Genomic DNA, 26,116 nt, shown 5'->3' on the forward strand with positions numbered 1-26,116 from the left:
GGACATCATGAGCACGCAGAAATTCAATCTTCCCGATGTGGGCGAAGGCCTGACCGAGGCCGAGATCGTCTCCTGGAAGGTCCAGGTGGGGGACACGGTCGCGATCAACGACGTCCTCTGCGAGATCGAGACCGCGAAGTCCCTCGTGGAGCTTCCCTCGCCGTTCGCCGGCACGGTGACCGCGCTCCTGGTCCCCGAAGGCAAGACGGTCGAAGTCGGCACGCCGATCATCGCGGTGGGTGCCGCAGGGGAGGCCGCCGCGGACGACGACGGCGGTTCGGCGGCAGCTCCCGCTGCGCAGCCGTCGGCTGCTGCTGAGGCCCCTCGGGTCGCCTATGGGACGCTCCCGGTCGACGACTCCGAGGCTCCGGGGCCGTTGGTCGGTTCCGGCCCGAAGGCGGACGCCGTCAAGCGCCGGCCCCGCCGCAATGGTGCTTCGCCGGTCGCCCCCGCGGCACCGGCCCAGGGTTCGGTGCCGGCTCAGGTCACGGGGACCGCGCAGGCCCCCGTGTCCCAGACACCGACCGCCGCTGCGGCTCCGGCGACCCTCTCGCAGCCCGCCCCCGCGGCCCCGATGGCTCAGCAGGCCCCCTCCGCTCCTCTCGCGTCGTCCGCGCCGTCGGCCGCAGGTGCCGCCGGTGAGGACCGCCCCGGATTCGGCGGCGCACTGACGGGACTGGTCAACCGTGTGCTGGCGAAGCCGCCCGTGCGGAAGATCGCCCGTGATCTCGGCATCGATCTCGCTCTCGTGACACCGACCGGCGCCCGTGGCGAGGTGACCCGTGAGGACCTGGTGAGCTACCAGTCCCAGCGGGAGGCCGAGCAGGACCAGGCCGGCAAGTTCTGGACCGCTCCGGCGAGGAATCCGGAGCGCAGGATCGAACGCATCCCGGTGAAGGGCGTGCGCAGGGCCACCGCGAAGGCCATGGTGGATTCCGCCTTCCAGGCCCCGCACGTCTCGATTTTCGTGGACATCGACGCCAGCCGCACCATGGAGTTCGTACAGCGTCTCAAGAAGTCGCGGGACTTCGAAGGCATCAAGGTCTCGCCCCTGCTCATCCTGGCCAAGGCCGTCATCTGGGCCGCCGCCCGCAATCCCAGTGTGAACTCGGAGTGGGTGTCCGGTCCGGAAGGCGACGAGATCCACGTCAAGCACTTCATGAACCTCGGCATCGCCGCCGCCACTCCGCGCGGTCTGCTGGTCCCCAATATCAAGGACGCCCAGGACCTCTCCCTCAAGGAGCTCGCGGTGGCGCTGAACGACCTTGCCACCACGGCTCGGGCGGGCAAGACCAGCCCGGCCGACATGAGGGACGGGACGCTCACGGTCACGAACATCGGCGCCCTGGGCATCGACACCGGCACTCCGATCATCAATCCCGGTGAAGTGGCGATCGTCGCCTTCGGCACCATCAAGCAGAAGCCGTGGGTGGTCTCCGGTGAGGTCATCCCGCGCTGGATCACCACACTCGGCGGCTCCTTCGACCATCGCGTGGTCGACGGCGACCTCTCGGCCCGTTTCATGGCCGACGTCGCGGCGATCATGGAGGAGCCCGCGCTGCTGCTGGACTGAGCATCGTCCAGCGCCCGGACTCTGCTGCCGGGACTCCGCTGCCGGTCCCTGCGGCTGGACGGGTTCCGTCGTGCGGAACGGCGGGCGTGGGACGACGGCCTAGGGACGGCCAAAGCACGGCCGCCGGCTGGAACGACCGGCCGCCAGGACGATTCGAAAGGGGTCAGGATGACGGAGTGGATCACCCGCACGCTGGTGGAGAATGACCGCGACGAGTGGTCGCGCCTGTTCGAGGGGTACTGCACCTTCTATCACCGCGAACTCACGCCGGAGCACCGGGATGTCGTCTGGTCGTGGCTCCAGGACGGGCGGCTGACCGGTCTGGTGGCCGAGGATCCCGCGGCTCAGGGGCGGCTGGTGGGCCTGGCCCATGTCCGGCCCGTGGTGCGTCCGACGCTCGGCGTGGTGGCCGGGTACCTGGACGACTTGTTCGTGGACCCTGCGGGGCGTGGCGGAGGCGTCGTGGACGCCCTGTTCGACGCGATCCGGACTCAGGCTCGGACGGAGGGCTGGAGCCACGTCCGGTGGATCACCTCCGAGGACAACTACCGTGCCCGGGCCGTCTATGACCGCCTGTCCACGCGCACACCGTTCCTGACGTACCAGCTGGACCTCGAGGCCTGAGCGGCAGTCCTCACGACGACGGCGCCGCCCCCGGACGTTCCGCAGGGAACCTCGGGGGACGGCGCCGTCGTCGTGCGGCTGCGCGTGACCGCGCAGCCAGGGCGTGCCGGGGGTCAGGACACCGTGGTGTTGACGATGTAGACGTCGCAGGGGGCGTTGTGCGCGACGGTGTTCGCCACGGAACCCAGGACGCGGCCGATGCCGCTCATGCGGCGGTTGCCGACCACGATCACATCGGCGTTGAGGCGCTCGGCCTCGGACAGCAGGGCGTCGGCGGGCTTGCCGCGGGCGGACAGGTACTCGACGTCCGAGCCCAGGCCCTCCGCCACCTGCTTCGCCACGCGCTGCGCGTCATCCGCGTCGGACATGATGAAGGTGTCGCTGCCGCTGCCGAAAACCTCGACGTTGTCCTTGTCGAAGGCCGTGATCACGTGAAGGCGGGCTTCGAGGCCCTGGGCCAGCTTGTAGGCCGCTGCGGCAGCCCGGGCCGCGGTCTCGCTACCGTCGACGCCAACAATCACAATTCCGGACATATCCGCTCCTCGTTGATGCTTATGTTGGAAGTAACTGTAGACGGCGACGGCACGGCGGAAAAGTGCATCCGCCGCCGGGGACGGCGGCGAAGTTGTGTCGCGGACCCCTGGCACTGTATAGCCGCCTTCGCGGAGTGTCCAGTCGCAGCGCAATGCCGCGTTACTCGCCGGTAGCTAGATAACGATCTGATTGCCAAGGAGTGAAATAGGCCTTTCAGACCGCGTGGTTCGTGGTACTTTTCCGGTGGAATGTGACGCGCCGCACACAGGCCACGAGCCTGCGGCAGTCTGGAAGGAAACCCCGTGCACCAAAAATCCACGGCCCCTGCCTTGTGCGGTAGCCGGACGCCCTCACGCCTGCATGCTGTGCGTGAGAAGGGCGGACGTCAGTGATCAAGTACCTCCTCAAGCGCATGGCGACCTATGTGGTCATGATCTTCCTGACCACTTCGGCCGGGTACTTCCTGGCGGTCTCCACCATGAAGCCTGCCCTGATCGAGCAGGAGAAGATCCCGCGGCCGACCCCCGAGCAGGTCGCGCACTCGCTGGCCCTCAAGGGACTCGACCCCGCCATGAGCCCCTGGGACCGTTACGTCCAGTGGCTCACGGGCATCGTGACCCGCTGGGACTGGGGCATGAGCCCGGCCGGCGGATCGGTCAACGCGGCCTTCGGTGACCGGGTGTGGGTCTCCACCCGCCTCTTCATCGCGGCCATCTTCCTGACGCTCGTGATCGGCGTCGCGCTCGGTGTCTTCACGGCCGCACGGCAGTACAAGACCTCCGACCGCGTGATCACCAGCTATTCCTACCTGACCTACATCGTCCCGGCCCCGATCGCCTACTTCCTGGTGCAGCTCGCGGCGATCTGGATCAACGACGCCACCGGCCAGCAGATCTTCTTCGTCACCGGCATCTCGACACCCGGCGTGGAGCCTGGCTGGCCCGCCTTCGTGGACCTCGTGGCCCACTACGTCGTGCCGACCTTCGCCATCACCCTGGTGGGCTGGGGCGGGTATCAGATCGCCCAGCGCCAGTACCTGCTGGACAACGTCAACGCCGACTTCGTCCGCACCGCCAGGGCCAAGGGCCTCACCCGGAACCAGGCCATCCGGCGCCACGCGCTTCGGGTCTCCTTCATTCCCGTGGCCCAGACCATCGCTTTCACCGTGCCGGCCATCTTCGCCGGCGGCTTCTTCGCCGAGGCGATCTTCGCCTGGCCCGGCGTCGGCTTCTGGAGCATCGACGCGATCGGCAAGCAGGACGTCAACGCGGCCACCGCGACGCTGGCCTACGGCTCCGTGATCTTCGCCGTGGGCGCCATCCTCGCGGACCTTGCCACCACCCTGGTCGACCCGAGAGTGAGGGTTTCCTGATGTCCACAGTTGACGCGGTCCAGCCTGAGACCGAAGCGGATGTTCTCACGACGGACGACGGCGTGGTGATCGCCAAGGGCGTCATCATCTTCCGCCGCTTCCTCCGGAACAAGACCGCCGTGGCGGGCCTGATCCTCTTCCTGGCCCTGACGGTCTTCTCCCTGGTGGGTCAGTTCCTGACCCCCTGGACCAAGAACGACATCGACCCCGCCTTCATCGGCGAGGGCCCCTCCGCAGAGCACTTCTTCGGCACGACCCAGGCTGGTGTGGACCTTTACGTCCTCATGGTCGAAGGCGTCCGGACGTCCATCCTGATCGGCCTGATCGTGGGCGTCGGATCCATGCTCGTGGCCGCCGTGTACGGCTGTGTCATGGCCTTCTACGGCGGCAAGGTCGACAAGGTGATGCTCTTCATCCTCGAAGCGCTCATCATGATGCCCTCGCTCCTCGTGGTCGCCGTGGTCACGAGCGGCAACGGCGGCGACCTGAAGGACGCGCTCCCGAGCTGGTTCCTCCTCACCGTGGTCCTGCTGGTGTTCGGGTGGATGGGCGCCGCGCGTCTCATCCGGTCGATCTCCATGTCCCTCATCGAGCGGGACTACGTGAAGGCCGCCCGCTACATGGGCGTCTCCACCTGGCGCATCGTCTGGAAGCACCTGATCCCCAACATCGGATCCCTGCTGGTCCTCGAGATCACGCGCGGCGTCACCCTGGCGATCCTCTCCGAGGTGGCCTATTCCTTCATCGGCATCGGCATCAAGCCGCCGGACATGAGCCTCGGCATCCTGATCGGCCAGGCCAGCCAGCAGGTCAGCAGCTTCCCCTGGATGTTCTGGTTCCCGCTTCTGGCCATGTTCGCCCTGACCGGTTCGATGGCCATGATGAATGACGGCCTCCGGGACGCCTTCGATCCGAGCTCCAGCTCGGTGGGCAAGGCCAAGAAGTCCCGCAAGGCCCGCAAGAACACCGTGGAGGCCGCGGCATGAGCGCTTCCCAGCACGACAGCACGCAGGAAGGCACCGTGACACAAGGCACCGGAGCACTGGACACCACCGAACGCCTCCACGTCGCCGGACTGTACGCCCCCGGGGAACCGGTGCTCTCCGTCCGCGACCTGAACGTCCGCTTCAACTCGGAGAACGGCGTGGTGCACGCCGTCCGCGGCGTCGACTTCGACCTGCTGCCGGGTAAGACGCTCGGCATCGTCGGCGAATCCGGTTCGGGCAAGTCCGTCACGTCGATGGCGATCATGGGCCTCCTGCCGGAGACGGCCGAGGTCACCGGTTCGGTGCGGCTGCACGGCCAGGAACTCCTGGGCCTGTCGGACGCGCAGATGTGCAAGTACCGCGGCAACGATCTGGCCATGGTGTTCCAGGATCCGCTGTCCTCCCTGACGCCCGTGTTCACCATCGGCACCCAGATCATCGAGGCGCTGACGGTCCACAACCCGAAGATGAGCAGCAAGGCGAAGGAAGCCCGCGCCGTCGAACTCCTGACCCTGGTGGGCATCCCCAGCCCGCAGGCGCGTCTGAAGTCCTTCCCGCACGAATTCTCCGGCGGCATGCGCCAGCGCGTGATGATCGCGATCGCGATCGCGAACGACCCGCGGGTCCTGATCGCCGACGAACCCACCACCGCCCTGGACGTCACCATCCAGGCGCAGGTGCTGGAGGTCATGCACAAGGCGCAGGAGGAGACCGGCGCCGCGCTCGTCATGATCACCCACGACCTGGGCGTCGTGGCCGGCATGGCCGACGACATCATGGTCATGTACGCGGGCAAGCCGGTGGAGACCGGCTCGGTGGACCAGCTCTACTACGCCCCGCGGATGCCGTACACGATGGGTCTGCTGGGCGCCGTGCCGCGCGTCGACGTCTCCGCGGAGACGTCCCTGGTCCCGATCGAGGGCATGCCCCCGAACCTCATCACTCCGCCCACCGGCTGCTCCTTCGCTCCGCGCTGCCCGCTGGCGGGCCCGGAGTGCCTGAGCGGCGAGCCGCCGCTGCGCCTCGTCCCGGGCGATGACGGCCACCGGGCCGCCTGCGTCAAGGTGGAGGAGTTCGGGGCCGGTGTCGACGTCCACGAGATCTTCAAGGCGCCCCCGGTGCCGGTGTCCAAGTTCGAGGGGATCCCGCGGACCGACCGCACCACGGTGCTGGAACTCAAGGATGTCAAGAAGCACTTCCCGCTGATGAAGGGGTCGCTGTTCAAGAAGCGGATCGGCACGGTCAAGGCCGTGGACGGTCTCAGCTTCGACATCCGCGAAGGCGAGTGCTTCTCGATCGTGGGCGAATCCGGCTGCGGCAAGACCACGACGCTCCTGGAGATCATGGAGTTCAGCAAGGATCAGCCGGGCGAGATCACCATCGGCGGGGTGAATTCGAAGGCCGCCACCTCGGCCGCCGAGAAGACCGCCATGCGGAAGTCGCTGCAGATCGTCTTCCAGGACCCCACGGGCGCCCTGGATCCCCGCTTCACCGTGTACGAGGCCCTCGCGGAGCCGCTCGAGAACCTGGGCACCCCCAAGTCCGAGATCCGCAAGCGCATCATGGAGCTCATGAAGCTGGTGGGCCTCCAGCCGGACCACGTGAACCGTTTCCCCAACCAGTTCTCCGGCGGTCAGCGCCAGCGCATCGGCATCGCCCGTGCCCTGGCCGTGAACCCGAAGCTCGTGGTGCTGGACGAACCCGTCTCCGCGCTGGACGTCTCCGTCCAGGCCGGGGTCATCAACCTCCTGGACAAGCTCCGGGCGGAACTCGGTCTGAGCTACCTGATGGTGGCCCACGACCTCTCAGTTGTACGTCACATCTCGAACCGGGTGGCTGTGATGTATCTGGGGAAGATCGTGGAGGTCGGCGACGTGGACAGCGTCTTCGACAATCCCCGGCACCCCTACACCCGTGCACTGCTCTCGGCGATTCCGGTTCCGGATCCCGAGGCGGAGCGCTCACGGGAGAGGATCATCCTCAAGGGAGACCTTCCAACGCCATTGGACGCTCCCCGAGGATGCAACTTCGCTTCCCGGTGCCCCATTTTCGCTGCCTTGCCTGAGGACAAGAGGACCAAGTGCCTGGAACTTGAACCTCCCCTCGAGAATGGTGGAGGGGACCACCAGTTCGCCTGCTTCTACCCGAACGGGGAGATGGATGCGGACATGCTGGTGCTGCACGACTCATCGGACAGCGCTGCGTGAATATCGTTGATGACAGTGGGAAACCCAACCCTCGCTCCTTTGAAGGGAACAGTATGAAAAAGAAAGTCACGCTCGGCGTCGCCACTCTGGCGGCCGTCACGCTGGCGCTGACCGCTTGCGGCGGCGGCACGGCCAAGGGCCCTGAGAGCGCCAAGGCCGAAGGGTCCGGCTCGGACGTCTCCAAGCTGATCCAGACCAACCCGAAAGACGTCAAGGACCTGGATCAGGGTGGCACCCTGACCCTGGAACTGGGCAACATCGGCCCCGATTTCAACGGCTTCGGCAACAGCGGAAACTCCTCCGACAACACCGCGCTGATGGGCCCGATCAACCAGGCTTTCTACTATGGCTGCTGGAAGACCACCGCGGTGGGCGACTTCGAGCTGGACAAGGACTTCTGCGAGGACTTCAAGTCCGAGGTCAAGGACGGCAAGCAGATCCTGAACATCAAGATCAACGACAAGGCCACCTGGAACGATGGAACCCCCATCGACTGGAAGACCTTCGAGAACACCTGGAAGGTGCTCAACGGCACCAACAAGGATTACGACATCGTCGATTCCGGCTCCTACAAGTACATCGAGTCCGTGACCCGTGGTGCGACCGACAAGGATGTCGTCGTGACGGTCAAGCAGCCCGTGTACCCGCTGGCATCGTTCTTCGCCGGTATCGTCCACCCGAAGGTCAACACCCCGGAGATCTTCAACAAGGGCTTCAACAACAACATGCACCCCGAGTGGATGGCCGGCCCGTTCAAGGTCGAGAAGTTCGACTCCGCCGCCCTGACCGTCAGCATGGTCAAGAATGAGAAGTGGTGGGGCACCAAGCCGGTCCTGGACAAGGTCGTCTTCCGCCAGATGGAGGACTCCGCCACCATCGCCGCCTTCAAGAACGGCGAGATCGACGCGACCGGTGGCCGCACGGTGGGCCGCTACAAGCAGCTCGAGGGCACCAAGGACACCGACATCCGCCGTGGCCAGCGCCTCTTCGCCGGTGGTCTGAACGTCAACGCCAAGCGTCCGGGTGTCCAGGACGTCGCCGTCCGTAAGGCCATCTTCACCGCCGTCGACCGCGAAGCGATCCGCAAGGTCCGCTTCAACGGTCTGAACTGGGAAGAGCCGAACTCCGGCACCATGATGCTGATGCCGTTCTCCAAGTACTACCAGGACAACTGGCCGGTGCAGGAGCAGGGTGCGGATGCCGCCAAGAAGGTGCTGACCGACGCCGGTTACAAGCCGAACGCCAAGGGCATCATGGAGAAGGACGGCAAGCCGATCACCTTCAAGATCACCAACTTCGGTGACGACCCGACCGTTCTCGCCTCCGTGCAGACCCTGCAGAAGCAGCTCCAGGCCGCCGGCATGGACGTCGGGATCGACCAGCGCGGCAACGCCGAGTTCGGCAAGATCGTGGGCGACCGCGAGTTCGACGTGACCATGTCCGGTTACACCGTTGGCTCCGACGCTACGCAGGCCGTGGGCCAGTACTACTCGACCGCGAGCGACCGCAACGGCCTCGGCAACGCCGACCTGGACAAGCGCATCGCCGCTCTGCAGTCCGAAGCTGACGACGCCAAGCGCAACAAGGAAGCTCTGGATGTGGAGAAGGACTACGCCAAGCAGTACTTCACCCTCGGCCCGGTCCTGAACGGCCCGCAGATCGAGTTCGTCAAGAAGGGGCTGGCCAACTACGGTCCGACCCTCTTCGCGAACAACGCCACGGACACCCACGTCCCGGACTGGACCACGGTCGGCTGGGAAAAGGGTTCCACCCACAAGTAGGACTCAGGCGGTTAGGAGTCGCCTGAACAATATCTCTTCGCCCGGTTGATGCAACCGGTGTCTAGGGGGGACGGAGCCTGCGGCCCCGGGAGACCACTTCGTGTCTCCCCGGGAGCAGGTTCCCCACCGTTCCCCTCCCAGGGAGCCCTGGATGGCGGAAGCCGTCCGGGGCTCCTTGCGAGGGTCCGCCTTGTGTCCTCAAGGCGGAGGAGCACCACCCCTGAAAGGAAGAGCATGAAGAAGAGCGTTTCACTCGGCGTCGCGCTCGCGGCGTCTTTAGCACTGGCACTGACCGCTTGCGGTGGAGGCGGAGCCAAGGGCCCTGAGGTGGGGCAGGGCGAGAGTGCCGGCGGTGACCTTGGAAAACTAATTCAGACCAATCCGAAGGACGTCAAGGATCTGGACCAGGGTGGAACATTGACGGTGTCCGTCGGGGACATGGGTCCAAATTTCAATGGGTTCAGCAACGATGGCAACACGGCGAACAACACCGCGCTGACGGCCCCCGTGAATGCCGCAAGCTGCTGGACCGCGGCACCTGACGGGAAGTTTTCCCTTGACAAGGACTTCTGTGAGGACTTCCACTCCGAACTGAAGAATGGAAAGCAGACCATCGCCATCAAGATCAATGAGAAAGCGACCTGGAACGATGGCACGCCCATTGACTGGAGGACTTTCGAGAACACCTGGAAGGTGCTCAATGGCACCAATAAGGACTTCGACATCGTCTCCTCGGGTGTCTACGAATTCATCGACTCGGTGAAGCGCGGCGCGACCGACAAGGATGTCGTCGTGACCACGTCTAAGCCGACGTACCCGCTCTCCAGTTTCTTCGCGGGACTGCTTCATCCACAGGTCAACACTCCTGAAGTGTTCAACAAGGGATTCGAGAACAACCTGCGACCGGAGTGGATGGCCGGTCCATTCACCGTGGAGAATTACGATTCCGCGGCCAAGACGGTGAGCATGATCCCCAACCCGAAATGGTGGGGCGCCAAGCCGGTGCTGAGCCGGGTGATTTTCCGCCAGATGGAGGCCAGCTCGACGATCGCCGCGTTCAAGAACGGCGAGATCGACGCCGTCGGAGCGCGTACTCTGGGCCGCTACAAGCAGGTGGACGGCACCAAGGACGCAGATGTCCGCCGGGGTCAACGACTCTTTGCGGGTGGGCTGAACATCAATGCCAAGCACCCTGCCGTGCAGGATGTCGCCGTCCGGAAAGCCATCTTCACAGCGGTGGACCGGGCCGCGATCCGTAAAGTGCGGTTCAATGGCCTGAATTGGGAAGAGCCCGATTCGAGTTCGATGATGCTGATGCCGTTCTCCGCGTACTACCAGGACAACTGGCCGGTGCGGGAGCAAGGTGCGGAAGCGGCCAAAAAGGTGCTGAGCGACGCGGGCTACGCACCGAATGACAAGGGCATCATGGCCAAGGATGGCAAGCCCGTAAGTTTCAAGATCACCAACTATGGTGACGATCCGACCTTGCTGGCCACCACGCAGACGCTGCAAAAGCAACTCCAGGCGGCCGGCATGGACGTCGGGATCGATCAGATCGGCGATGCCGAACTCGGCAAGGTGCTGGGGCAGCGCGAGTTCGATGTCATCATGTCGGGATTCACCGTGGGTTCTGACGCAACGGATGTGGTGAAGCAGTTCTACTACAGCAAGACCGATGAGAATGGCCTCGGAAATGCGGACCTGGACCGGCGGATCCTGGCGATTCAGAGCACCGCTGACGATGCGCAGCGCAACAAGGACGCCATGAATGTGGAGAAGGACTACCTGAAGCAGTACTTCACCATGGGTTCCGTCTTCAACGGACCGCAGATCCTCTTCGTCAAGAAGGGCCTGGCGAACTTCGGCCCGACCCTGTTCGCGAATCTCACGGACGTGCCCGTGGCGGACTGGACCACGGTGGGATGGGAGAAGGGTTCCGCCCACAGGTAGGAAAGGCGGGCGGTGACCCACCGCCGACACGGCCCCGGGGAACGTTCAGCGTTCCCCGGGGCCCTGTTCGTTGGGGCCCTGTTCGTTTCCGGGCGACCAGGGGACAAGGGCGCCGTTTGCTGGGACACTGGGGACCATGCAGCGACCCGCGCCCCTGAGAACCGCCGTGGTGGGCTACGGACTGGCCGGCCGGGCCTTCCACTCACCCCTGATCGAGCACAGCCCCGACTTCAGCCTGGACGTGATCGTCACCGGCGATCCCGGACGATCGGCGGCCGCCCGCGAGACCTACCCCGACGTGACGGTGGTGCCCGGCTTCGAGGACGTTCTCGCCCGCGCCGCGGACCTGGACGTCGTGGTCATCGCCACCCCGCCCGAACTGCACCACCCGCAGGCGAAAGCCGCGCTGGAAGCGGGGCTCGACGTCGTCGTGGACAAACCGTTCACCGTCACCAGTGCGCAGGGGGAGGAGCTCGTGGCGCTCGCGGAGCGGCTGGGGCGCACGCTGGCCGTCTATCAGAACCGACGCTGGGACAACGCGTTCCTCACGCTGAAGGCGCTTCTGGCCGAGGGGGCGCTGGGCGAGGTGCACCGGTTCAACGCCGGCATGGAGCGCTGGTCGCCGGGCTTCTCCAAGGCGTGGAAGCAAGCCTCGGGAGTGGAGCGCGGCGGTGGCCTGCTCTTCGACCTGGGCACCCACCTGGTGGACTGCGCCCTCCAGCTCTTCGGCCCGGCACGCGTGGTGCACGCGGAGATCGCGGCGCGCCGCCCCGGTGAGCCGGCCGACGACGACGTGTTCCTCGTCCTGGAGCACGCTCCGGCGGGCGGTGGGGCGCCGGTGCTGAGCCACCTGTCGATGACCCTCTCCGCCGCCCAGCCGGGCCCGGTGTTCGACGTCCGCGGAAGCGCCGGGAGCTACCTGAAGTACGGTTTCGACCCGCAGGAACGCCAGCTCTCGGCGGGACTGCGGCCGTCCGACCCGGGCTACGGCGTGGAGCCCGAGGAGGCGTCCGGGACGTTCAGCGACGGCACCGTGGTGCGGCCAGTGACGAGTGAGCCCGGCGGGTATCAGGAGTTCTACCGGCTCCTGGCGCGGCATGTGCGCGGCGAAGGACCCGCGCCCGTCGAGGTGGCCGGTGAGACCGGACCGCTCGCGGGGCTGCGCCTGATCGAGGAGGCACGGCGGATCGAACGCTGAACTCCTGCGCTCCACGCGAGAGGCCACCTCAGCACATGCCGGGGGTCCCGGACTGTGCTGAGATGCCCTCTCGTGGACAAGGAAGAGGTGCGGGGCGTTCCTAGCGGGCGCGCTCCACCCGCTTCTCGTCCCAGACCGGCTCCTCGGACTCGTAGACCTTGCCGTCCGAGCCGAAGACCAGGAAACGGTCGAACGACTTCGCGAACCAGCGGTCGTGCGTCACGGCCAGGACGGTCCCCTCGAAGGCATCGATCGCGCGTTCCAGCGCCTCGCCCGAGTGGAGGTCCAGGTTGTCCGTCGGCTCGTCCAGGAGCAGCAGCGTGGCGCCGGAGAGCTGCAGCAGCAGGATCTGGAACCGCGCCTGCTGACCACCCGAGAGCGACTCGTACTTGTTCTCCGCCTGCGCCACGAGCCCGTAGGAGTCGAGCGCGCCGGAGGCGGCCTCCCGGCCCAGCCCGGAACGGTGCTCATCGCCCCGGTGCAGGATGTCGAGAAGGGTGCGTCCGGCCAGGTCGGGCCGGGAGTGGGTCTGGGCGAAGTAGCCGGGCCGGATGCGGGCTCCGAGCTTCACCGTGCCCTCGTGGGGCACCTCGCGGATCTGGATGTCCGAGACCGGCAGGTGCTCCCGCTCGGGATCCGTGCCGCCCGCGGCGAGCAGCCGCAGGAAGTGACTCTTGCCCGAACCGTTCGACCCCAGCACGCCCACACGGTCCCCGAACCAGATCTCCGTGGAGAACGGCTTCATGAGGCCCGTGAGCTCGAGCTTCTCCGCGACGACGGCGCGCTTGCCCGTGCGGCCGCCGCGCAGGCGCATCTGGACGTTCTGCTCGAGCGGCAGTGCCTCGGGCGGGCCGGCCTCCAGGAATTTCGCCAGACGGGTCTGGGCGGCCTGGTACTTGTTGGCCATGTCGGATCGGAACGCGGCCTTGGTCTTGTACATGGTGACCAGTTCCTTGAGCTTGACGTGCTCCTCGTCCCAGCGCTTGCGCAGCTCCTCGAAGCGCGCGTTGCGGTCCTCGCGGGCCTGCACATAGGAGCCGAAGCCGCCGCCGTGGATCCAGGCGCCGGCGCCGTTGATGCCGGGCTCCAAGGTCACGATGCGGTCCGCGGCGTTGTTCAGCAGCTCGCGGTCGTGGCTGATGAAGAACACGGTCTTCTTGGACTCCCGGAGCTTGTCCTCCAGCCAGCGCTTGCCGGGCACGTCGAGGTAGTTGTCCGGCTCGTCGAGGAGCAGCAGCTCGTCCGGTCCGGCGAACAGGGCCTCCAGCACCAGGCGCTTCTGCTCGCCGCCGGACAGCGACGACGCCGCGCGGTGCGCCGCCTTGTCGAACGAGACGCCGAGCGCGGCCATGCAGACCTCGTCCCAGACGGTCTCCAGCTCGTAGCCGCCCGCGTCTCCCCAGTCGACGATCGCCTGGGCGTACCGCATCTGGGTGGGCTCGTCGTCGTGCTCCAGCATGGCGTTCTCCGCCTCCTCGACCGCCTTGCCGGCCGCCGCGAGGGCAGGGGTGGCGGTGGTGAGGAGGAGGTCGCGGACCGTGGATTCGTCACGGACCTGGCCCACGAACTGGCGCATGATGCCCATGCCGCCAGAACGGCCCACCACGCCCTCGTCCGGCTTGAGATCGCCGGAGATGATGCGGAAGAGCGTGGTCTTGCCGGTGCCGTTCGGCCCGATCAGGGCGGTCTTGGTGCCGTCGGGGACCTTGAAGGTCACGCCGTTGAGGAGTTGGGTGCCGTCAGAAAGTAGTCGATGCCGGCAACGTCGATATGGCCCATTGCTTCAGTTTATGGGCACGACGGCGGGGCGGGGGTTCGTGGGTGGGCGGTGGGGGTGCCGGGTTGCTCTGGCCGCTTTCCCCACGGCGCGATGGTCGAGTCCCGTTGTGGAACCGGCCGTGGGGCCCCTTGACGCGGCCGGCCGCAACCCGCCACCCCCGCCGCACCTCGGGGGCCTGCCGCCGTCGTGGGCAGGGGTGTGAGCCTGGGCCGTTTCGACGGTGCCGGCAGGGTCGAGGGGGAGAAGGCGCCCGGGGTGTTTCATCCCTCGGGAGCGAGGTCTCCGGGCGGGGTCCGGTGGTGTGGGGTGTCCGCGCGGTGCGGCCCGGTCTGACGCGGCCACAACGGCAAACGGGCGGGGAGGGGTGAAGCGGCAGGCTGCGTCAAGGGCCCCTGCGGCCCTGTGCACAGCTGACGCCGCACAGAGGGCCGCAGGGATAGCAGCCAGAGCTTCACCCCTCCCCACCCGTCCTGAGCGAGGAGAGCCCGCGGACTAGACCAGGTCGCGCCAGTCGGAGAGTTCCAGGCCGGAGGCGTCGGAGACCGAGTGGTGCGCCACCTTGCCCGCCGCCACGTTCAGGCCGGCGGCCAGGGCGGCGTCGCGCTCGAAAGCGGCCCGGACGCCCAGGTTGGCCAGCGCCACGGCGTAGCGGAGGGTGACGTTGGTCAGCGCGTAGGTGGAGGTGTTCGGGACGGCGCCCGGCATGTTCGCCACGCAGTAGAAGATCGAGTTGTGGACCTTGAAGGTGGGGTCCTCGTGCGTGGTGGGGTGGGTGTCCTCGAAGCAGCCGCCCTGGTCCACGGCGATGTCCACCAGGACCGAGCCCGGCTTCATCTTGGCGACCAGCTCATTGGTGACGAGCTTGGGGGCCTTGGCGCCCGGGATCAGGACGGAGCCGATGACCAGGTCGGCCTCGACCAGGGCGCGCTCGATCTCGTAGGAGTTGGAGGCCACGGTCTTCAGGCGGCCGCCGTAGAGGGCGTCGAGCTCGCGGAGGCGGTTGATGTTGATGTCGAGGATGGTGACATCCGCACCGGCGCCCATGGCCATGACGGCGGCGTTGGTGCCCGCCACACCGGCGCCGAGGACGACGACGTTCGCCGGGCGCACGCCGGGGACGCCGCCCAGGAGGATGCCCTTGCCGCCGTTCGGGGCCAGGAGGGAGGAGGCACCGACCTGCACGGAGAGTCGGCCGGCCACCTCGGACATGGGGGCGAGCAGCGGGAGGGCGCGGCCTTCCTGCACGGTCTCGTACGCGATGGCCGTGACCCCGGACTCCACGAGTCGTGCGGTCAGTTCGGGCTCAGCGGCCAGGTGCAGGTAGGTGAAGAGGATGAGGCCCTCACGGAAACGGTGGTACTCCGCGGCGATGGGCTCCTTGACCTTCATGACCATGTCGGCACGGGCCCAGACCTCATCGGCGTCGGCCAGCAGGGTGGCGCCGGCCGTTTCGTACTCGGCGTCGGTGATGCCGGAACCGAGGCCGGCCCCCGCCTCGATGAGGACCTCGTGGCCGTGGTGACGCAGTTCGTGGACACCGGAGGCCGTGATGGCCACGCGGAATTCGTTGTTCTTGATTTCCTTGGGGACACCGATGATCATGTGGGGGCTCCATGACGTTCATGTCCGTCGGGCCGGTCTCTGGCCCGGTGCGGACCGGGGAAGTTTCTGTGGGATCAGCTTAGGTCCGGTGTGAGCCACCCGACAGGGCGAAGGCCACCCCGGCGGAGCGGAATCCGCGGAATTCCGGGGTTCTCCCTGCCGAGGAATCTACATTTGTTCAGGGCCGTGGCGGCAAGTGTCGCCTGGTGTAGCTTGGCGTCCAGTAGGCTGGACGACATGCAGCAACCCGATGTCGAACAGCTCGTCGAGCAGCTCGCCGCCCGCCTGGGGCGTGGCCTGTCCCTGGAGGATCTGGACGGTCTCCTCGTGGCGTACAGCTCCAATCAGGAGCAGGCGGACCGTGTGCGGGTGAACTTCCTGCTCACCAAGAGGGTGCCGCCGGACGTCAGCGCCTGGCAGCTCTCCCACGGCATCTCGGCCGCCGTCAGGCCCGTCGTGGTCCCGGCCAATGACGAGCTCGGCATGCTCGGCCGCGTCTGCGTCCCGCTCCTGGTGCGCGGCTTCCGGGTGGGGTACCTCTGGGTGCAGCAGAGCAGTGGCGAGACCAGCGCCGCGCCGATCCTGGGCCAGCTGGCCGAGGTCCGTCACGAGATCGAGCTCCTGGCGACGCTCCTCCTCGAATCCAACACGGCCGAATCGGAACAGCGTAAGCGCCGCGAGGTCGAGTTCCTCTCCGCCTGCTCGGGAGAGCGTGGGGCGATCGCCGCCGTCGGCAATTGGCCGGAGGTGCACGGGAAGGGGCCGTGGCAGCTGATCACGGTGCTCGACGCCGGCGCGCGCCACGAGCCCGAGGATCCCCTGGCGGCCTCCCTCACGCACCGCAGCGCGGCGCTGCAGTCCACGGTCGGTGTGCAGGAGGCCCTCTTCAGCGCAGGCCGCCCCAGCCACTCCGTCATGCTGTTCCGGGCCTCGCAGGGCCGGGCCGTGCATGCGCAGGTCCTGGTGCATTATCAGCTGGAACTCGCCAAACGGTCGGGCCAGGGCAGGCCGCGGATCGTCCTGGGGCTCAGCGAGCCCTTCGGGGAGATCCGGAAGCTGCCGGATGCTTACGGCGAGTCGCGGACGGCCGCGCTCGCCGGCGTCGTCGAGCCGTCACTCGGTGAGCTGGTCGACTGCCGCGACACGGGCATCTACCAGTTCTTCGCGACGGCGGCGCAGGGCCCCATGGACTGGGGCGGCGCGAGCACGCTGAACTTCGCTGCGCTGGAGGCCGGGGACAAGAACCAGGAGCTGCGGCCGGTGCTGGAGATGATCTATGACACCGGCGGGACCGTGCAGGACGTGGCGGACGAGCTCCACCTGCACCGCAGCACCGTCTACAACCGGCTTGCGAAGGTCCGCCAGATCATCGGCGCGGACCCGCTCAAGGGCTCCGTCCGCCTGGAGCTGCACGCGGCGCTGAAGGCGGCGCGCTGGCACGGCCGCCCGCGCGTCTGAGGGGCGCGCTGACGTCCGCTCAGGTGTCGCGGCGTTCGGTGGCCTGGCGTTCGCGCTCGATGCGTTCCAGGGCGCGCGCGTCGAAGTGCTGGGGCGCGGGTTCGTCCGACGCTGAGGCGTGCGGGGCGGGTGCCGCTGGTTCCGCAACCGGCGTGACGGGCGCCGGGGGAGTGCTCTGGAGCCCCGCCGCGTCCGCTTCGCGGCGGTCCGAGAGTGCCCGTTCCTCCTGGATCCGGTCCAGCGAGCGGGAGTCGAAGTGGTGGAAGCGCGGCTCGGGGTCCTCCTCGGCGCTGGCCGCCGGTTCGTGGGCCGCGCGGCGCTTCTTCAGGACGTCATGCGCCACGATCGACCCGCCGATGTACGCCACCACCACGAAGAGCAGCTGCATCAGACCATCGGCCTTCAGCAGGCTCAGGAGCGTCCCGACGAGGACCGCCGCGAGGGCGCCGTAGAGGTTGTGGAGACCGAAGAGTTTGGGCACGGGATCAGTCTACGGTTCCGGGGTGTGAGGCCTTCTGCGAGGCCAGCCAGGCGGTGATGTCGCCGCGGCGGATCCGGCGGTGCGTGCCGCGGTACTGGACCGGGATCTCACCCCGGTCCGTCATGTTGCGCAGGTACGTGTGGGAGATGCCGGCCAGCTCCGCCGCCTTGCTCGTGGTGAGCAGTTCGTCATCGAGCGGGTTCCGGGACTCCGTGCGGGCGGCGTCGCCGCTGCTCACGGTGACGGTCTCCCCGCGGGACAGGCGGGTCAGGAGGTCCACGACGGCGTCTCGTGCGCCATCGGGGAGCCGGAAGACCGTGCCGTCCACGAAGACGGTGACGTCCTGGCCGCCGTCGAGCGCTCGACGCAGCCCGGAGGCGGCGTCTGCGGTGAGGGGGCCGGTGGTGTGCGGCTGGGCCTTAAACGTCGACTGCTCCATAAGATGCCATTTTCCACCCGATTCGGGGTGATTCCGGCATCCTATGGAGGGCCCCCGGCGGCGAGGGCCCAGAGCCGAGCTTGCGAGGCCCGGGAGCCGCCGGGGACAGTCGGCGAGGAGTGTTACTCGGCGTCCAGGTCGGTTTCGACGAGGGTGGCGAGCTTGTCCAGGGCCTCTTCGGCGCCAGGGCCCTCGGCGCGGAGGACCACGGTGTCGCCGTTGCCGGCGCCCAGGGTCATGAGGGACAGGATGCTCGAGGCGTCCATGGCCTCATCCTCGGGGGTGCCGGCCAGGGCGATCGTCACCTCGACGTCCAGCTCGGCTGCGGCCTCGGCGAAGATCGCGGCGGGACGGGCGTGCAGGCCGGAGGCGCTGGCGACGACTGCTGTGCGTTCGGGCATGGGGTTCTCCTTCAGGTGGAAACGGTGAGGGTCGGGTGAAATTCCGAGGCCGTTACAGGCCGAGATCGTCCAGGATGGGCAGCCGGGCGCGGACGGCGGCGCGGCCTTCCACGGCGGTCGCGGCGTTCAGGGCCAGAGCGGCGATCTCCTGCGCCTCGGCCAGCGTGACGCTCTTCAGCACGGTGCCGACGGCGGCCAGCGACCGCGCGGTCATGGACAGCGTGTTCACGCCCAGGCCGGTGAGCACGACGGCGAGGGCCGGGTCGGCGGCGGACTCGCCGCAGACGCCCACGGCCTTGTCCCCGGCGGCCTTGGCACCCTCGACGGTCAGCTGGACCAGGCGGAGAACGGCGGGCTGCCACGGGTCGTTCAGGCTCGCGAGCGGGCCGAGCATGCGGTCCGCGGCCATCGTGTACTGCGTGAGGTCGTTGGTGCCGAGCGAGGCGAACGCGACGTCCTTCAGGACGCTGGAAGCGTTCAGTGCGGCTGAGGGGACCTCGACCATGACGCCCGGGGTCTTCAGGCCCACGCCGGCGCAGAGGGAGGCGAAGTGCGCGGCCTCGGGCTGCGTGGCGATCATCGGGGCCATGACCCAGACCTCGGCCTCGGTGTCCACGGCGGCCACGGCGATCGCGGAGAGCTGGCGCTCGAGCACGCCCGGGGTGGTCCAGTCGGTGCGGTAGCCGCGCACGCCCAGGGCCGGGTTCGGTTCGGTGGTGTCGGTGAGGAACGGCAGGGGCTTGTCCGCGCCCGCGTCCAGGGTCCGGACCACCACCTTCTTGCCCGGGAAGGCGGCGAAGACGGCGCGGTAGGCGTCGGCCTGCTCGTTCACGGACGGCTCGGTGTCGCGTTCCAGGAAACAGAATTCGGTGCGGAACAGGCCCACGCCCTGCGCGCCGAGGGCCGCGGCGGCCTCCGCGTCCTTGGCGTTGCCCACATTGGCGAGCAGCGGCACCAGGTGGCCGTCCGCCGTCGCGCCCTCACCGTCGAACGTGGCAAGGGTCGCGGCGCTGCTCGCCCACTTCGCGGCGGCTTCGCGCTCCTCGTCGCCGGGCTCGGGGACCACCAGGCCGGCCGCGCCGTCGACATACACTTCGGCGCCCTCGGGGATCTCCTCGATCCCCTCGGCCGCGACGACGGCCGGCAGGCCGAGCGAGCGGGCGATGATGGCCGTGTGGGACTGGGGGCCGCCGCCGGAGGTCGCGAGGGCCAGCACGACGGAGGTGTCCAGGGTGGCGGTGTCGGCCGGGGCCAGGTCCTCCGCCATGAGGATGAAGGGGGTGGAGGACGCCGGGATGCCCGGAGCCGGGACGCCGCGCAGCTGCGCGACCAGGCGGGCCCGCACGTCCAGCACGTCCGTGGCGCGCTCGGCCATGTAGCCGCCGAGTGCCTTGAACTGCGCGGCCACGCCTTCGGCCGCCTCCCACACGGCGCGTTCGGCGCCGGTCCCGGCGGTGATCAGCTTGCCGGCGGCCTTCAGGAGCATGGTGTCCTTGGCCATGAGCGCGGTCGCCTCGAGCACGGCCTTGCCGTCCTCGCTGGCGCGGGTGGCGCGTTCCTTGAGCTCGTCGTGCACCGCCAGGGCCGCGGCCTTCAGGCCCGCGATCACCTCCGCGGGGTCGGCTCCCGGCGGCAGAGTCTCCCCGGCCTGAGGCTCCGCCAACGGCTCCGGCATGTGCTTGACGGTAGCGATGACGCGGCCCGGATTGACTCCGACTCCCTGGAACCCCATGGTGAAAACTCCGATCGACTCACACGGATCTTGTGCTGGCAACACTGTCGAAATACTAGTGGGCGGGCCTGAGGCCCGCCCACTAAAAGACGCTACTTCATACTTTGTTTCCACGCCTCATGACGTGCCAGGTGATGCGGCGATCGCCGGATCGCGAGCCAGGCGATCACGAGGATCACGAACCAGATCGGCGTCACCAGCAGAGCCGTCAGCGTGTCCGGCTGGGTGGTCAGCGCCCAGATCAGGAAGAGGAAGAACGCGAAGACCACGTAGACCATGGCGACGCCGCCGGGCATCTTGTACTTCGAGGCCGCGGCCAGTTCGGGACGCTTCTTCCGGTACACGAGGTAGCTCAGCAGGATGATGCTCCACACGAACATGAAGCAGACGGCGGAGACGGTGGTCACCATGTCGAAGGCGGCGCCGATGTCCTTGCCCGCGTAGAGGAGGACGACGCCGGCGAGGAGCAGCACGCAGGACAGGAACAGCGCGTTCTGGGGCACCTTGCGGCGGGAGAGCTTGCCGAAGACCGCCGGGGCGTCCCCGTCGCGGGCCAGGCCGAACACCATGCGGGACGTGGAGTAGATGCCGGAGTTGGCGCTCGACATGGCCGAGGTCAGGACCACGAGATTCACCACGGTGGCCGCGATGCCGAGCCCGGCCAGGGAGAACATGCCGATGAAGGGGCTGTGACCGGCCTTGAACTCGGTCCACGGGGTGACGGACATCAGGATGATGAGGGCGCCCACGTAGAAGAGCATCACGCGTACGGGGATGGCGTTGATGGCCTTGGGGAGGTTGTGCTCCGGGTTCTTGGTCTCTGCGGCGGCGGTGCCCACCAGCTCGATGCCCACGAAGGCGAAGACGGCGATCTGGAAGCCGGCCACGAAGCCCATGAACTCGCGCGGGAAGAAGCCGCCGTGGCTCCAGAGGTTGGTGAAGCTCGCCTGGCCGGCCGGGGACTGGAAGCCCGTGAGGATCATGACCAGACCGGTGACGATCAGGGCGACGATCGCGACGATCTTGATGAGCGCGAACCAGAACTCGGTCTCACCGAAGGCCTTCACCGTCGGCAGGTTGAGTGCCAGGAGGATCAGGATGGTGAGCACGCCGGGGATCCAGAGGGGGATGCCCGGGATGAGGGTCTCCGCATACCCCGCGATCGCGATGACGTCGGCGACGCCCGTGACGACCCAGCAGAACCAGTAGGTCCAACCGGTGAAGAACCCGGCCCACGGACCGAGGAGGTCGCCGGCGAAGTCGCTGAACGACTTGTAGTTCAGGTTCGAGAGCAGCAGTTCGCCCATGGCGCGCATGACGAAGAACAGCATGAAGCCGATGATCATGTACACGAAGATGACGGACGGCCCGGCGACGGAGATGGTCTTGCCGCTGCCCATGAACAGGCCGGTGCCGATCGCGCCGCCGATGGCCAGGAGCTGGATGTGCCGGTTGCTCAGGGCCCGGGCGAGATGCGGCTCGCCCTCGCCCGACGGTGCGGAGCCGGGGGTCCGGGTGGCTGTGGTGGCCGATTGCGGATTGGTCATGCGGGGCCCTCTCGTTCGCAATGCCTGGTTGTGACCTGGCTGACATTTTGCCGCTCATAGCCTAGCGCGAAGGGGATTTCTCCGAAGGGGACAGTTGTCGAATGCTTTCGGGTGTTACGCGGCGAAGTGTCGAAGGCGGTCTGTCGATGCCCGCAGCCTTCTCGTCGCGAGGCGACTCTTGAAGTTAGGTTCCCTAACTGTTAGGATGCCTAAGTATGAACAGCGAATCAGATGCCGCTCTGGAGCTGGCCCGGACCTTCCGGGAGGCCCTCCGTCAGGCGGTCTACGTCACGCGCCGACTGGACGTCGGGGAGACCGAGCTGACCGGCTCGCAATTGAGCCTTCTCACGCAGCTGGCCGACGGCGGGGCGCGCGTCAGTGACATCGCCCGCAATCTGGGGGTGCGCGCGCCCACCGCGACGGAGCAGATCACCCGGCTCGAAGGCCGCGGCTACGTGCGGCGCGACAGCGATCCCGAGGACTCGCGCGCCGTCGTCGTGCGGCTGACGGATGACGGCTGGGACGCGGTGGCCCGCGTCAACCTCCGCCGCAACCGCGCCATCGCCGCCGTGATCGACGAGCTGCCGCCGCGCGACCGCGAGGCGCTCGAGGCCGCCATTCCTGTTCTGACCAGTATTTACGACCGTTTGCGTGGCGAGTGACCGGACATCCCGGATCCCGCCCACAGGAGAGAAGCGAGTAATGAACCAGCTGGATGAGACCATCCACGAGAGTCAAGAAGTCCTGGAAGAGGAGAAGGCGTCCTTCTTCCGGCAGCCGAAAGCCGTCTGGGCCACCGCTCTGGCGGCCGTGTTCTCCTTCATGGGGATCGGCCTGGTGGACCCCATCCTCCCGGCCATCGCGGAGAACCTGCAGGCCAGCCCGAGCCAGGTGTCCCTGCTGTTCACCAGCTACTTCCTGGTGACCGCCGTGGCCATGCTCATCACCGGCTTCGTCTCCTCGCGGATCGGCGGGAAGAAGACCCTGCTGATCGGTCTGGGCCTGATCGCGGTGTTCGCCTCGCTGTCCGGGCTGTCCGGCTCGGTGGAGCAGCTCGTCGGCTTCCGCGCCGGCTGGGGTCTCGGCAACGCGCTGTTCGTGGCGACCGCGCTCGCGGTGATCGTCGGCGTGGCCAGCGGCGGCTCGGGCGTGGCGATCATCCTCTACGAAGCCGCGCTGGGCCTCGGCATCTCGCTCGGCCCGCTCCTGGGCGCCCTGCTGGGCGGCTGGCAGTGGCGTGCGCCGTTCTTCGGCACCGCCTTCCTCATGGCCGCGGCGTTCATCGCCCTCTTCTTCATGCTGCCGACGCTGCCGAAGCCCGCGCAGAAGGTGCGGCTCCGTGATCCGATCCTGGCTCTCGGCCACGCGGGTCTGCGCACCACGGCCCTCGCCGGCCTGTTCTACAACTTCGGCTTCTTCACCATCCTGGCCTTCACACCGTTCATCCTGCACATGAACGCCTACGGCATCGGGGCCGTGTTCTTCGGCTGGGGCGTCGCGCTCGCGGTGTTCTCCATCTTCGTGGCCCCCATCCTGCAGCGCCGCTTCGGCACGACGCGCAGCGTGATGATGGCGCTGACCGGCCTGCTCGTGGTACTCGTGGGGCTGGGGCTCGCCGCCCTGGCGCACTCCGTGCCCACCGTCGTGGTGCTCGTGATCATCTCGGGCGCGCTGCTCGGCATCAACAACACCCTGTTCACCGAGCTGGCCATGGAGGTGTCCGATTCGCCGCGGCCCGTGGCGTCCGCCGGCTACAACTTCGTGCGCTGGATGGGCGGCGCGCTGGCTCCGTTCATCGCCGCGCAGCTCGGGGAGAATTTCGGGGCGCAGGTGCCGTTCTTCTTCGCCGCCGTCATCATGGTCCTCTCCCTCGTGGCGATCTTCACGGGCCGGAAGTACCTGAACGCCCACGAGCCGCACATCGTCTGAGGCCCCCACCTCCCGCATCCCCCTCGCGAACCGCCAATAGGCGCCCGTATTCCTCGTGAATAAGGGCGCCTACTGGCGGTTCGCGCGTTCATGAGGGGCGCGACGACGGCGGCGGAGAGCGACGGCGGCGGGCGGCCGCCGCCGTCGCGCGTCATCGTCCGGGATGCCGGACAGCTTCGCCTGTGATCCGGTTCACAGTGATCCTCCGCTGGAGTGCAATGGAGCAGAACACCAGCAGGAACCTCAGCCCCGGGAGCGTGACCATGGCGGCAGCCACTCTAGAGATCCGATCCATCGACAGGGTCCCCAGCGGGGAACGTCACGGCAGCCCGTGGAGTCAGTTCACGCTCTGGTTCGGGGCGAACGCGCAGATCACGGCGATCGTGGACGGCGCCCTGGCCGTGGTGTTCGGGGCCGACGCATTCTGGGCGATCATCGGCCTGCTGGTGGGCAACCTCCTGGGCGGGGCCGTCATGGCGCTGCACTCGGCGCAGGGGCCGAGCCTGGGCCTGCCCCAGATGATCTCCAGCCGCGCGCAGTTCGGGGTGTACGGGGCGATCATCCCGCTCGTTTTCGTGATCCTCATGTACATCGGCTTCGCCGCGACGGGCACCGTCCTTTCCGGGCAGGCGATCAACCTCATCATCGGGTCGGACAACCGCTCGGTGGGCATCATCGTGTTCGGCGCGCTGACCGCCGTCCTCGCGATCATGGGCTACCGGTACATCCACGCGCTGGGCCGCGTGGCGACGGTGCTGGGGCTGACCGGTTTCGCGTACCTGACCTTCGTGATCCTGACCCGTTACGACATCTCCCAGGTCCTGTTCACCAAGCCCTTCGAGATCAGCACCTTCCTGATCTCGGTCTCCGTCGCGGCCGGCTGGCAGCTGACCTTCGGTCCGTATGTCGCGGACTACTCGCGGTACCTGCCGGAGGACACCAGCGCGAAGCGGACGTTCTGGTACACCTTCGCGGGGTCGACCCTCGGGGCGCAGTGGGCCATGACCCTGGGCGCCCTGGCCGGCGGGCTCTCCGCCGCAGGGCTCGGCGGGAGCTTCCTCAAGAACCAGGTGGGCTACATGGGCGATCTGGCGGGGGGCGGTCTGCTGGCGCTCGGCATCTACATCATGATCGTCACCGGCAAGCTGACCGTGAACTGCCTCAACGCGTACGGCTCCTTCATGTGCTCGGCCACGATCTCCACCGCGTTCAGCCGCCGGAACACGGTCCGGCCCGCGGTCCGCGCGGTGTCCGTGCTCGTGGTGATCGCCCTGAGCGTGATCGTGGCGCTGGTGGCCTCGGCCGATTTCCTGAACCTCTTCAAGAACTTCATCCTGCTGCTGCTCATGGTGTTCACGCCGTGGTCGGTCATCAACCTCATCGACTACTACAAGGTGTCCGGTCACCGGATCGACGTGGCCGCGCTCTACGACCCGGACGGTCGGTACGGGAGTTGGAACGCGGTGGCGCTCGTGTCCTACGCCATCGGCATCCTCGTGCAGATCCCGTTCCTCTCCCAGGCCCTCTACACCGGGCCGCTCACCGCCTACCTCGGCGGGACGGACATCTCCTGGATCGTCGGCATCGTGGTGACCGCTGCCGTGTACTGGCCGTGGGCGACGGCGGCGAAGCGCTCGCGGGAGCTCCGTGAACGGGAGGGCGCGACGTCGGCGGTCTGAGTCGTCGCCCGGCCCGGTTCCCATTAGGTGAGGTTAAGCTATCCTAATTCCTGCGCGGTCCGGCTGATCGGCCCCGCGACCGAGGATGAGACGGAGGACGGCAGATGGCCCTGACCAAGCACGGCTGGGAGGGCGTGGTCCTCAAGGCCTTCGGCGCCAAGGACTTCCAGGTCAGGGCGCACGGCAGCCGCTGGATCACTGAGGACTACCTCCGGGTCGACTTCACGGGCCGCGAACTGCTGGAGGCCATCGGGACCCACCCCACCGCCTGGATCCGGGTCTGGTTCCCGACCGGAGGCCGCGGCCACCAGCGGGCATACACGCTCGTGGACCCCGACCCCGCGTCGGGCACGTTCAGCCTCGAATTCGCCATGCACCGTGGGCCTGCGGCCGATTGGGCGCGCGACGCCGCCGCGGGCGACGTCCTCGACGTCACCATCCAGGGCAGCGCCTTCCGCCTCCCGGACCCCGCGCCACGGCGCGTCCACGCGGTCGGGGACGCTGCGGCGGTCCCGGGCCTCAACACCCTCTTGGACGCCCTGGGGGAGACGCCCGCCGTCGTGTTCCTCGAGCAGCAGCATGAGAGCGACGGCGGCATCCCGCTCCGGCTTCGCTCGCAGGACAGCCTCGTCTGGATCCCACGGGAGGACGACGGGCGGCGCTTCGTCGCCGAGGTGAGCGCCGCCTGGGCTGCCGGCGACCACGCCCTCGACCCGGAACAGGATTTCGTGTGGATCGCGAGTGAAAGCTCCGCCTTCCGCCACCTGTCCAAGGAGTTGCGGTCCACCCACCGGATGGCGCGGGACCGCGTGGACGCCCTGGGCTACTGGCGCGCCTGAAGTC

General features: G+C 67.7%; 20 protein-coding genes and 1 pseudogene. 13 read left to right on the top strand and 8 right to left on the bottom strand.

Features of this window, described 5'->3' with window-relative positions:
• Nucleotides 1–7 precede the first annotated feature (7 nt).
• Both BLV63_RS02645 and BLV63_RS02650 read left to right on the top strand, forming a co-directional pair.
• Entirely contained in the window at nucleotides 8–1,573 is a 1,566-nt protein-coding gene (locus tag BLV63_RS02645; protein ID WP_066213697.1) for a dihydrolipoamide acetyltransferase family protein, read from the top strand.
• A gap of 168 nt (nucleotides 1,574–1,741) precedes the next feature.
• Entirely contained in the window at nucleotides 1,742–2,197 is a 456-nt protein-coding gene (locus BLV63_RS02650) for a GNAT family N-acetyltransferase (protein ID WP_066213702.1), read from the top strand.
• Between the two features lie 113 nt (nucleotides 2,198–2,310).
• On the opposite strand, the gene BLV63_RS02655 is transcribed toward BLV63_RS02650, so the two are convergent.
• A complete protein-coding gene (locus BLV63_RS02655) occupies nucleotides 2,311–2,730 on the bottom strand; it encodes a universal stress protein (protein ID WP_066213705.1) in 420 nt (139 codons plus the stop codon).
• Between the two features lie 389 nt (nucleotides 2,731–3,119).
• Here BLV63_RS02655 and BLV63_RS02660 point away from each other — a divergent pair, with 389 nt between their 5' ends.
• From BLV63_RS02660 to BLV63_RS02685, 6 genes are all read left to right on the top strand, one after another.
• Nucleotides 3,120–4,103 (top strand): ABC transporter permease, encoded by a 984-nt coding sequence (locus BLV63_RS02660; RefSeq protein ID WP_066213707.1) that lies wholly within the window; start codon nucleotides 3,120–3,122, stop codon nucleotides 4,101–4,103.
• Complete coding sequence (locus tag BLV63_RS02665; RefSeq protein WP_107003251.1) at nucleotides 4,103–5,089, top strand: ABC transporter permease; 987 nt, start codon at nucleotides 4,103–4,105, stop codon at nucleotides 5,087–5,089. Before BLV63_RS02660 ends, BLV63_RS02665 begins: the two co-directional genes overlap by 1 nt.
• Nucleotides 5,086–7,296: a dipeptide ABC transporter ATP-binding protein gene (locus tag BLV63_RS02670; RefSeq protein ID WP_082724114.1), complete on the top strand. Its 2,211-nt coding sequence runs from the start codon at nucleotides 5,086–5,088 to the stop codon at nucleotides 7,294–7,296. The genes BLV63_RS02665 and BLV63_RS02670 overlap by 4 nt, the downstream gene beginning before the upstream one ends.
• A 53-nt stretch (nucleotides 7,297–7,349) precedes the next feature.
• Nucleotides 7,350–9,077, top strand: coding sequence for an ABC transporter family substrate-binding protein (locus BLV63_RS02675; protein WP_066213709.1), 1,728 nt, complete (start codon nucleotides 7,350–7,352; stop codon nucleotides 9,075–9,077).
• A 234-nt stretch (nucleotides 9,078–9,311) separates the two neighbouring features.
• The gene (locus BLV63_RS02680; RefSeq protein WP_066213713.1) at nucleotides 9,312–11,027 is read left to right on the top strand and encodes an ABC transporter family substrate-binding protein; all 1,716 of its coding nucleotides are present in this window, start codon (nucleotides 9,312–9,314) and stop codon (nucleotides 11,025–11,027) included.
• Between the two features lie 136 nt (nucleotides 11,028–11,163).
• The gene (locus BLV63_RS02685) at nucleotides 11,164–12,225 is read left to right on the top strand and encodes a Gfo/Idh/MocA family oxidoreductase (protein ID WP_066213716.1); all 1,062 of its coding nucleotides are present in this window, start codon (nucleotides 11,164–11,166) and stop codon (nucleotides 12,223–12,225) included.
• A gap of 100 nt (nucleotides 12,226–12,325) precedes the next feature.
• Here BLV63_RS02685 and BLV63_RS02690 read toward each other — a convergent pair.
• Both BLV63_RS02690 and ald read right to left on the bottom strand, forming a co-directional pair.
• Nucleotides 12,326–14,004: pseudogene (locus tag BLV63_RS02690) on the bottom strand (ABC-F family ATP-binding cassette domain-containing protein).
• 493 nt (nucleotides 14,005–14,497) lie between these two features.
• Nucleotides 14,498–15,607 carry an alanine dehydrogenase gene (gene ald / locus BLV63_RS02695; protein ID WP_066213719.1) on the bottom strand — a complete coding sequence of 370 codons (1,110 nt, stop codon included), beginning with the start codon at nucleotides 15,605–15,607 and terminating at the stop codon, nucleotides 14,498–14,500.
• A 237-nt stretch (nucleotides 15,608–15,844) separates the two neighbouring features.
• Here ald and BLV63_RS02700 point away from each other — a divergent pair, with 237 nt between their 5' ends.
• Nucleotides 15,845–17,065 carry a PucR family transcriptional regulator gene (locus tag BLV63_RS02700; RefSeq protein WP_066213722.1) on the top strand — a complete coding sequence of 407 codons (1,221 nt, stop codon included), beginning with the start codon at nucleotides 15,845–15,847 and terminating at the stop codon, nucleotides 17,063–17,065.
• 19 nt (nucleotides 17,066–17,084) lie between these two features.
• Here BLV63_RS02700 and BLV63_RS02705 read toward each other — a convergent pair whose 3' ends face one another.
• The 5 genes from BLV63_RS02705 to cycA all read right to left on the bottom strand — a co-directional run bounded on the left by BLV63_RS02705 (nucleotide 17,085) and on the right by cycA (nucleotide 21,665).
• Entirely contained in the window at nucleotides 17,085–17,546 is a 462-nt protein-coding gene (locus BLV63_RS02705; protein ID WP_066213725.1) for a hypothetical protein, read from the bottom strand.
• Between the two features lie 4 nt (nucleotides 17,547–17,550).
• Complete coding sequence (locus BLV63_RS02710; RefSeq protein ID WP_066213727.1) at nucleotides 17,551–17,985, bottom strand: helix-turn-helix domain-containing protein; 435 nt, start codon at nucleotides 17,983–17,985, stop codon at nucleotides 17,551–17,553.
• A gap of 122 nt (nucleotides 17,986–18,107) precedes the next feature.
• Nucleotides 18,108–18,386: an HPr family phosphocarrier protein gene (locus BLV63_RS02715; RefSeq protein ID WP_066213729.1), complete on the bottom strand. Its 279-nt coding sequence runs from the start codon at nucleotides 18,384–18,386 to the stop codon at nucleotides 18,108–18,110.
• A gap of 52 nt (nucleotides 18,387–18,438) precedes the next feature.
• Nucleotides 18,439–20,118, bottom strand: coding sequence for a phosphoenolpyruvate--protein phosphotransferase (gene ptsP / locus BLV63_RS02720; protein WP_066213733.1), 1,680 nt, complete (start codon nucleotides 20,116–20,118; stop codon nucleotides 18,439–18,441).
• Nucleotides 20,119–20,210: 92 nt separating this feature from the next.
• On the bottom strand, nucleotides 20,211–21,665 hold the full coding sequence (gene cycA, locus BLV63_RS02725; RefSeq protein WP_066213735.1) for a D-serine/D-alanine/glycine transporter: 1,455 nt from the start codon (nucleotides 21,663–21,665) through the stop codon (nucleotides 20,211–20,213).
• Nucleotides 21,666–21,880: 215 nt separating this feature from the next.
• Between cycA and BLV63_RS02730 the strand changes: the two genes are divergently transcribed.
• From BLV63_RS02730 to BLV63_RS02745, 4 genes are all read left to right on the top strand, one after another.
• The gene (locus BLV63_RS02730; RefSeq protein ID WP_066213737.1) at nucleotides 21,881–22,327 is read left to right on the top strand and encodes a MarR family winged helix-turn-helix transcriptional regulator; all 447 of its coding nucleotides are present in this window, start codon (nucleotides 21,881–21,883) and stop codon (nucleotides 22,325–22,327) included.
• A 40-nt stretch (nucleotides 22,328–22,367) separates the two neighbouring features.
• Entirely contained in the window at nucleotides 22,368–23,594 is a 1,227-nt protein-coding gene (locus BLV63_RS02735) for an MFS transporter (RefSeq protein ID WP_066213740.1), read from the top strand.
• Nucleotides 23,595–23,812: 218 nt separating this feature from the next.
• The gene (locus tag BLV63_RS02740; RefSeq protein ID WP_066213742.1) at nucleotides 23,813–25,273 is read left to right on the top strand and encodes a purine-cytosine permease family protein; all 1,461 of its coding nucleotides are present in this window, start codon (nucleotides 23,813–23,815) and stop codon (nucleotides 25,271–25,273) included.
• Between the two features lie 104 nt (nucleotides 25,274–25,377).
• Nucleotides 25,378–26,112 (top strand): siderophore-interacting protein, encoded by a 735-nt coding sequence (locus BLV63_RS02745; RefSeq protein ID WP_066213747.1) that lies wholly within the window; start codon nucleotides 25,378–25,380, stop codon nucleotides 26,110–26,112.
• Nucleotides 26,113–26,116 lie beyond the last annotated feature (4 nt).

The sequence above is a fragment of the Arthrobacter woluwensis genome (assembly GCF_900105345.1).
Taxonomy (GTDB): domain Bacteria; phylum Actinomycetota; class Actinomycetes; order Actinomycetales; family Micrococcaceae; genus Arthrobacter_E; species Arthrobacter_E woluwensis.